At 72.5% G+C, this 7,375-nt stretch carries 8 protein-coding genes; 6 read left to right on the forward strand and 2 right to left on the reverse strand.

What is annotated here, in order from left to right:
* Positions 1-257 (forward strand): Rv1322 family protein (locus NBZ85_RS24660; RefSeq protein WP_308205213.1); only part of this gene is annotated, 257 nt, incomplete at its 5' end.
* A 31-nt stretch (positions 258-288) separates the two neighbouring features.
* On the opposite strand, the gene NBZ85_RS24665 is transcribed toward NBZ85_RS24660, so the two are convergent.
* Both NBZ85_RS24665 and ccrA read right to left on the reverse strand, forming a co-directional pair.
* Positions 289-1,005: a F0F1 ATP synthase subunit B family protein gene (locus tag NBZ85_RS24665; protein WP_261556173.1), complete on the reverse strand. Its 717-nt coding sequence runs from the start codon at positions 1,003-1,005 to the stop codon at positions 289-291.
* Between the two features lie 74 nt (positions 1,006-1,079).
* Entirely contained in the window at positions 1,080-2,429 is a 1,350-nt protein-coding gene (gene ccrA, locus NBZ85_RS24670) for a crotonyl-CoA carboxylase/reductase (protein ID WP_261556174.1), read from the reverse strand.
* Between the two features lie 216 nt (positions 2,430-2,645).
* On the opposite strand from ccrA, the gene NBZ85_RS24675 reads away from it, so the two are divergent.
* The 5 genes from NBZ85_RS24675 (at position 2,646) to NBZ85_RS24695 (ending at position 7,063) form a co-directional block, all read left to right on the forward strand.
* Positions 2,646-3,203 carry a SigE family RNA polymerase sigma factor gene (locus tag NBZ85_RS24675; RefSeq protein ID WP_044886710.1) on the forward strand — a complete coding sequence of 186 codons (558 nt, stop codon included), beginning with the start codon at positions 2,646-2,648 and terminating at the stop codon, positions 3,201-3,203.
* Complete coding sequence (locus tag NBZ85_RS24680) at positions 3,200-4,195, forward strand: FG-GAP repeat domain-containing protein (protein ID WP_261556175.1); 996 nt, start codon at positions 3,200-3,202, stop codon at positions 4,193-4,195. The genes NBZ85_RS24675 and NBZ85_RS24680 overlap by 4 nt, the downstream gene beginning before the upstream one ends.
* A gap of 142 nt (positions 4,196-4,337) precedes the next feature.
* Positions 4,338-5,525 (forward strand): acetyl-CoA C-acetyltransferase, encoded by a 1,188-nt coding sequence (locus NBZ85_RS24685; protein ID WP_261556176.1) that lies wholly within the window; start codon positions 4,338-4,340, stop codon positions 5,523-5,525.
* Positions 5,522-6,529, forward strand: coding sequence for a methylmalonyl Co-A mutase-associated GTPase MeaB (gene meaB, locus NBZ85_RS24690; RefSeq protein WP_261562680.1), 1,008 nt, complete (start codon positions 5,522-5,524; stop codon positions 6,527-6,529). Before NBZ85_RS24685 ends, meaB begins: the two co-directional genes overlap by 4 nt.
* A gap of 75 nt (positions 6,530-6,604) precedes the next feature.
* Positions 6,605-7,063, forward strand: a complete 459-nt coding sequence (locus NBZ85_RS24695) for a cupin domain-containing protein (protein WP_261556178.1) — start codon at positions 6,605-6,607, stop codon at positions 7,061-7,063.
* Positions 7,064-7,375 lie beyond the last annotated feature (312 nt).

The raw sequence follows: 7,375 nt of genomic DNA on the forward strand, positions 1-7,375 counted from the left end.
GGCGCGGGCGGCCCGTCGGGGCGTGGCTGCCCGATCCGGTCGTGGTGCTACGCGACGGGGAGTGGGTGGTCCGCCCCGTCACCGGTGCGGCGACGGCGAAGGTCTACCGGTGCCCCGGGTGTGACCACGAGATCAACCCGGGCACCGCCCACCTGGTCGTCTGGCCGCCGGAGCGCGTCGAGGACCGCCGGCACTGGCATCGGCCGTGCTGGGATCGACGCTGCCGGGCGGCCCGCCCGCGCTCGGACGCCGGCTGAGGGCGCGCCTGCGCGGCTGCGTAGCGGGGATTCAGGCGTTGCGGACGCCGGCGGACGCGGGCAGCACGACTGTCTCCGCGCCGATCGCCTTGCGCTCCTCGATCGGCGCCGCCTCGATCGAGGCGATCGAGGCGCTGGCCGCGGTGAGCTTGTCGCGCAGGGCGCCGAGCTGGGTCGTCACCTGCTCGCGCAGGGCGGCGAGCTGGGTGGTGACCTGCTCGCGCTGACGCTCCAGATCGGCCAGCCGGCGCTTCGACTCGTCCTCGGCCGCCGCCGCGGTGGACCGGGCGGTCTCGACGATCCGCTCGGCTTCCGCACGCGCCGTCGAGACGATCGAGGCGGCCTGCCCGTCGGCTTCCCGCAGGGTCTTCTCGCGGGCGGCCTCGGCCTCGGTGACGATCCGGCGGGCCTCCTCGAGCTGCGCGTCGGCCTCGCGGGTCCGCTCGGCGCGGACGGTGGCCGCCTCCTCCTCGGCGAGCTGGAGGATCTGGGTGACCCGGCCGCCGAACTCCTCCCAGGCGGGACGGTTCGCGGCCAGATCGTCGCGCACGCGGGCCGCCTCGGTGGCGGCCTCGGACGCGGCGGCCTCGGCCGCGGCCCGGTGCGCCTCGGCCTCGCGGAGCTGCTCGACGAGCCAGTTCACGTGGTGGGTGACCTGGTTGGGGTCGTAGCCACGGCGGACCAGATCGAAGGCTGGGGGCCCGTCGGTCTCGCCGGCCATCGGGATGAGATCCGTGTGTTCGGTCATAGGACCTCAGCATCTCAGACTGTCAAGGTGAACGTGACGCCAGCCGGGCATCGGGCCCGTCGCGATTTCCCTGGCTACACGCCACGGAACCGGTTGATTGCGGTCTGGTGGCGGGCGCGGAGCTCGGAGTCGCGAACACCCAGCCCTTCGGCCGGCGCCAGGCAGAGCACGCCGACCTTGCCCTGATGGGTGTTGCGGTGCACATCGTAGGCGGCCTGCCCCGTCTCGGTAAGCGGGTACACCCGGGAGAGGGTGGGATGGATCATCCCGCGGGCGATGAGCCGATTGGCTTCCCAGGCTTCCCGGTAGTTGGCGAAGTGGGAGCCGACGATGTGTTTCAGGTTCATCCACAGGTACCGGTTGTCGTACTCGTGCACGAATCCACTGGTGGAGGCGCAGGTCGCGATGGTGCCGCCCCGGCGGGTCACGTAGACGGAGGCACCGAAGGTCTCTCGCCCCGGATGCTCGAGCACGATATCCGGATCGTCCCCGCCGGTGAGTTCGCGGATGCGCCGGCCGAACCGCTGCCATTCCCGCGGGTTCTGGGTGTGTTCATCGCTCCAGAACCGGTAGTCCTCCGCGGCGCGGTCGATGATGAGCTCGGCGCCGAGGGAACGGCAGATCTCCGCCTTCTCCGGCGACGACACGACGCAGACCGGGATCGCTCCGCCGTGTAGCGCGAGCTGGGTGGCATAGGACCCCAGCCCGCCGGAGGCTCCCCAGACCAGGACGACGTCGCCCTGCTTCATCCGGGCGCCGTTGGCGGAGACGAGCTGCCGGTAGGCGGTGGAGTTGACCAACCCCGGCACGGCCGCCTCCTCCCAGGTGAGATGGCCTGGTTTGGGCATAAGCTGGTTCGCCTTGACGAGGGCGAGCTCGGCCAGCCCGCCGAAGTTCGTCTCGAAACCCCAGATTCGTTGCTCGGGGTCCAGCATCGTGTCGTTGTGACCGTCGGCGCGCTCCAGCTCGACCGACAGGCAGTGGGCCACGACCTCGTCCCCCGGGGACCAGACGTGTACACCGGCTCCTGTCCTCAGCACGACTCCGGCCAGATCGGAACCCACGACGTGGTAAGGCTGGTCATGGCGGGAAGCAAGGGGAGACGTCCGGCCGTAACGTTCGAGGAAGCCGAAGGTGGACATCGGTTCGAAGATCGACGTCCACACCGTGTTGTAGTTCACCGAGGAGGCCATGACCGCGACGAGAGCCTCGCCGGGGCCGACCTCGGGCGTGGGCACCTCGTCGACGTGCAGGGAGCGGCGCGGGTCCTTCTCCTGGGACGGGACGCCGTCGAACATCCCGGTCTCCTCGCGGCGCACGACGACGCCGCGGTAGAACTCCGGGACCGTGAACGCGGCGAACTCCGCTCGCCGGTCGGGGGACGGCGGGCTCTGGGCGATGATCGCCTCGAGGATGTCCTTCACGATCGGCCTCCGGCGGTGCGTGGTCGAGGGCGGATGGCGGGCGGCACGGGCAGTTGACAGGGCGGTACTGACAGTCGACAGGGCGGCAGAGGTAGCTGATGGGTAAGGAGACGGGGTCGCGGGATGTGGGGGCTGTCTGTTTCGTGCGCGACGCGATAGAACTTTCGGGACAACTTCGAGTGCTCGGTCGGCGTCCAACGTGGTGTGACCGCGCCCATGACAGTCGTGGAGGGGTGGCGGCCCGTGCCTGCGCGGAGCGACGCTGCCCGTAGCGACGTAGCGCGGGACGCCGACGCCGCCCTGACCGCGTTGTATTCCGAGCACTACCGGTCATTGGTGCGCCTTGCCGCGTTGCTGCTGGATGACGTGGGTCTGTGTGAAGAGGTGGTCCAGGACGCCTACATCCGGGTCCACGGGGCCTGGGGACGTCTACAGGACCGGGACAAGGCCCTGGCCTACCTTCGGCAGACCGTCGTCAATCTCGCACGTTCCACGCTGCGTCGTCGACTCGTCGCTCTCAAGCATGCCCCCAAGCCCATGCCCGATGCCGCCAGCGCCGAGGAAGGGGCCTACTCTCTCGTCGAGCGAGCCGCCGTCATCCAGGCACTTCGAGAGCTGCCGCGGCGCCAGCGGGAGGCGGTCGTCCTGCGCTACTACGCCGACATGTCCGAGGCGGACGCGGCGGCGGTGATGGGCTGCAGCGTCGGCTCCGTCAAGGCCTACACCTCCCGAGGGCTGTCCGCCCTCAGCGGCAAGCTGGAGGGCTTGCGGTGAGCGCGTTGGAACCGGACGAGCTCACCCGGCTGCTGACCGAGGCGGTTGAGCCCATCCGACCCTCCCCGGAGGCCTACCGGCAGATCCGGGCCGGCATCGCCCGTCGGCGCCGCTGGCGCATCCCCGCGTTCACCCTCGGCGGGATGGTGATGGCGGCGCTCATCGGGCTGGCGGTGGTGGCCATCCGGCCGAGCCCGTCGAGCCAGGTCGTCGAGCCGGCCGCGCCGCCGGTCATGCCGACCACGTTCAGCGAGCCGAGCCGGGCGGCGACCGTGCCGTCGCTGGGCGGCGGCTCGGGGCACCCCAGCTCCGGCGGCGGCGGGTCGGCCCCGGGATCGACCACCCGCGTGCCGACGAGCCCGCTACCGACCCGGCCGACGGCGTCCGCGTCCTCGCAGTCGGTGGCCCCCACCAGCCCGCAGTCGTCCGCGCCGTCGAACTCGACCGGGCCGGGCAGCCCGCAGCTGCCCACGCCGGTGGCGAAACCGGCGGCCGCGAACGACATCGACGGCGACGGCCAGCCCGACACGGTCGCGCCGGACGGGACGAACCTGCGCGTGCGGTTCTCCCGGGACGGCCAGGTCGCCCGGGTTGCCCTCGGCAGCATCATCACCCCGCTCAACAGCGCGGTCATCGACATCGACGGCGACGGTTTCGGCGAGCTGCTGGTGCAGACCCAGGCGGCCGGCGGGACGAAGAGTTACGCCCTGCTGCGCTACGCCAGCCTCGACGAGCTGGCCGTGCTGACGCTGCCCAGCGACCTGGCTCTCGGCGCCGGCGTCCGCGGCAACTCCGCCCTCGGGTTTCGTTGCGCCGACAAGACCCTGCAGATCAGCACCGGGACGTCGAGCGACGGAACCCAGTTCAACGTCGCCACCACGACGCTGGGGTTCACCCCGGACGGCCTGGCCGTCCAGGACACCGCCTCCAGCACGGTGCGGCTGCCGGCGGACTCCTCCCCCTTCGTGGTGTCCTGCGGCGCGCTGTCCTGATCGGGGCCGGGCGGTGGTTCTCTCCCCCGCCCGGCCGGTCACGGGGGCGGGCACCAGAATCAAGATCACGTTATCGTGGTGTTGAAGGTGCCCGTGGGGTGAGCATCCCGAGAATCTCCCCAAGAGTGATGAGGAGGCAGCCATGCCTGGTTCCGTGATCGTGGCCGGCGCGCGGACACCGATCGGGAAGCTGTCCGGGGTGCTGAAGAGCTTCACCGCGACGGATCTGGGCGGCATCGCGATCAGGAGTGCGCTGGAGCGGGCCGGGCTGGCCGGCGACGCGATCCAGTACGTCATCATGGGGCACGTGATCCAGGCCGGCACCGGTCCGATCACCGCCCGGCAGGCGGCCGTCGCCGCCGGCATCCCGATGACGGTGCCCGCGGTCACGATCAACAAGGTGTGCCTGTCCGGCCTCGACGCGATCGCCCTCGCCGACACCTACATCGCCAGCGGCGAGTACGACCTCGTCGTCGCCGGTGGGATGGAGTCCATGACCGGGGCGCCGCACCTGCTGCGGTCGATGCGCGCCGGGGTGAAGTACGGCGCGGCCGAGGCGCTCGACGCCATCGACCAGGACGCCCTGTTCTGTGCCTTCGACCAGATCTCCATGGGTGCGAGCACCGAGCGTTACAACGGCGCGCTGAACATCTCCCGTGCCGAGCAGGACGAGTTCGCCGCCCGGTCGCACCAGCGGGCCGCCGCCGCCGCCAAGAACGGCCTGTTCGACAACGAGATCGTCCCCGTCTCCGTGCCGCAGCGCCGCGGCGAGCCGATCGTCGTCAGCCAGGACGAGGGTGTCCGCGCCGACACCTCCGCCGAGGTGCTCGGCAGGCTGCGCCCGGCGTTCGGCAAGGACGGCACGATCACCGCCGGGTCCGCGTCGCAGATCTCCGACGGCGCGGCCGCGGTCATCGTGGCGAGCCGGGCCAAGGCCGAGGAGCTCGGCCTGCCGATCCTCGCGGAGATCGGCCACCACGGCTTCGTCGCCGGCCCCGACACCTCGCTGCAGTCCCAGCCGTCCAACGCCATCCTCGCCGCGCTGGCCAAGGAGCGGCTCACCCCCGCTGACCTCGACCTCGTCGAGATCAACGAGGCGTTCGCCGCGGTCTCCATCCAGTCCATGCGCGACCTCGGGATCAGCTCCGACATCGTCAACGTCAACGGCGGGGCGATCGCCATCGGCCACCCGCTCGGCGCCTCCGGCGCCCGCATCGCCCTGACCCTGCTCAACGAGCTGGCCCGGCGCGGCGGCGGGATCGGCGCGGCCGGCCTGTGCGGCGGCGGCGGCCAGGGCGACGCCCTGATCCTGCGCGTCCCGACGGCGTGACCGCCGGCTCCGCCGCGGATGCCGACCGCGAGCGGGGCCCGGCCCCGGCGGAGCTGGCCCCGGCGGAGCTGCTCGCGGCGGCCGTCGGCGGTGATCGGCGGGCGCTCGCCCGGCTGCTCTCGGCCGTGGAGAACACCCCCGGGCTCTGGTGGGAGATCGGCCCGGCGCTCGCCGGGCACGCCGGCGGCGCGCAGACCGTCGGGCTCACCGGCGCGCCCGGGGTGGGCAAGTCCACGACCGTCTCGGCCCTGGTACGCGCCTACCGCGGCGCCGGGCGGCGGGTCGCCGTGCTCGCGGTCGACCCGTCCTCGCCGTTCACCGGCGGCGCGCTGCTCGGTGACCGGGTGCGGATGAGCGAGCATGCCGGCGACCCCGGGGTGTTCATCCGCTCGCTGGCCAGCCGGGGGCGCCTCGGCGGGCTGGCAGCCGCGACCGCGCAGGCGCTCCGGGTGCTCGAGGCGGCCGGGTTCGACGTCGTCGTCGTCGAGACGGTCGGTGTCGGCCAGGCGGAGATCGACATCGCCGCGCTCGCCGACACGACCTGCGTCCTGCTCGCGCCCGGCGCGGGCGACGATGTGCAGGCGGTCAAGGCCGGCCTGCTCGAGGTCGCGGACGTCCTCGTCGTCAACAAGGCGGACCGGCCAGGGGCCGCCCGCACCGTCGCCGACCTGACCGCGATGACCCGGATGCGCGCCGGCGGCCGGCAGCCGGCGGTGGTTCGCGTCGCCGCCACCCTGGGCGAGGGCATCGACGAGCTTGTCGAGCGGATCGCCGCGCATCGGCGAGACCTCGTCGCCACCGGCGAGCTCGACCGCCGTAGGCTGGCTCGCGCCGCCGACGAGATCCGCGGGCTGGCCCTGACCGTGTTGCGCGACCGCCTGGCCGCCCCGCCGCACGACGCGCGCCTGGCGGAGCTCGCCCACCTGGTGACCGCCGGTGCCGCCGATCCCTGGTCGGCCGCCGAGTGGCTGCTCGCGGGCGTCCTGACAGCACAGCCGTCCTGACAGCACAGCCGGTTCCGACTTCCTGACCGGGCGGGCCGGGCCGACCCCCGATGTCCCGCGCCCCTGGGAGGAATCATGTCGTTGAGCCGCCTCGATGATCCGGCGACGTCCGCCGACGAGCTGATCGGCGGCCTCGGCCTCGAACCCAATCCGGAGGGCGGCTGGTACCGCCGGACCTGGGCCAGCCCCGAGCTCGTCGAGGCGCACGGCGGGCAGCGGCCCGTGATGACGTCCATCCTGTACCTGCTGCGTCCGGGCGAGGTGTCCCGGTGGCATCGGGTGGCCTCGGCCGAGATCTGGCTCTGGCAGGGCGGTGGCGCCCTGGAACTGACCCTCGGCGGCCTGGCCCGCCGGCCTTCGCCCGGCCCGAGCGGGCTGCTCGGGCCGGATGCGGCGGCCGGCGAGGTGCCGCAGCTCGCCGTGCCGGCGGGGGAGTGGCAGACCGCCGTGCCCCGCGGCGACCGGCACGTCCTCGTCGGCTGCGTCGTCGCCCCCGGCTTCGACTACGCCGACTTCGAACTCCTCGCCGACTAGATGAGCAGATCCGAATCCTTCATCGACCCCAGATAGCCCTCGGCTGACCCCGTAGCCGTAGCCGTAGCCGCCCGCTTGCTTGGCTTCCGGCCGGATCGCGGCCAGATCATGCCGAGGCCTACGCACGGTTTTTCTGCCCAGAACCGTGACGGGGCCTCGGCATGCTTCCGTGCTCGACTGATAGCGGAAACGTGGGAAGGCCGGCCGGCGCCGGTCCTGGCCGTACGGCGGTCAGCAGATGCAGGAGGTTGATGACGGTTCGCGGGCCCCGCCACCGTCACCAACCTCCAGCAATTGCCGGCGGGTTGGCGG

This window comes from Frankia tisae (assembly GCF_025403405.1).
Taxonomy (GTDB): domain Bacteria; phylum Actinomycetota; class Actinomycetes; order Frankiales; family Frankiaceae; genus Frankia; species Frankia tisai.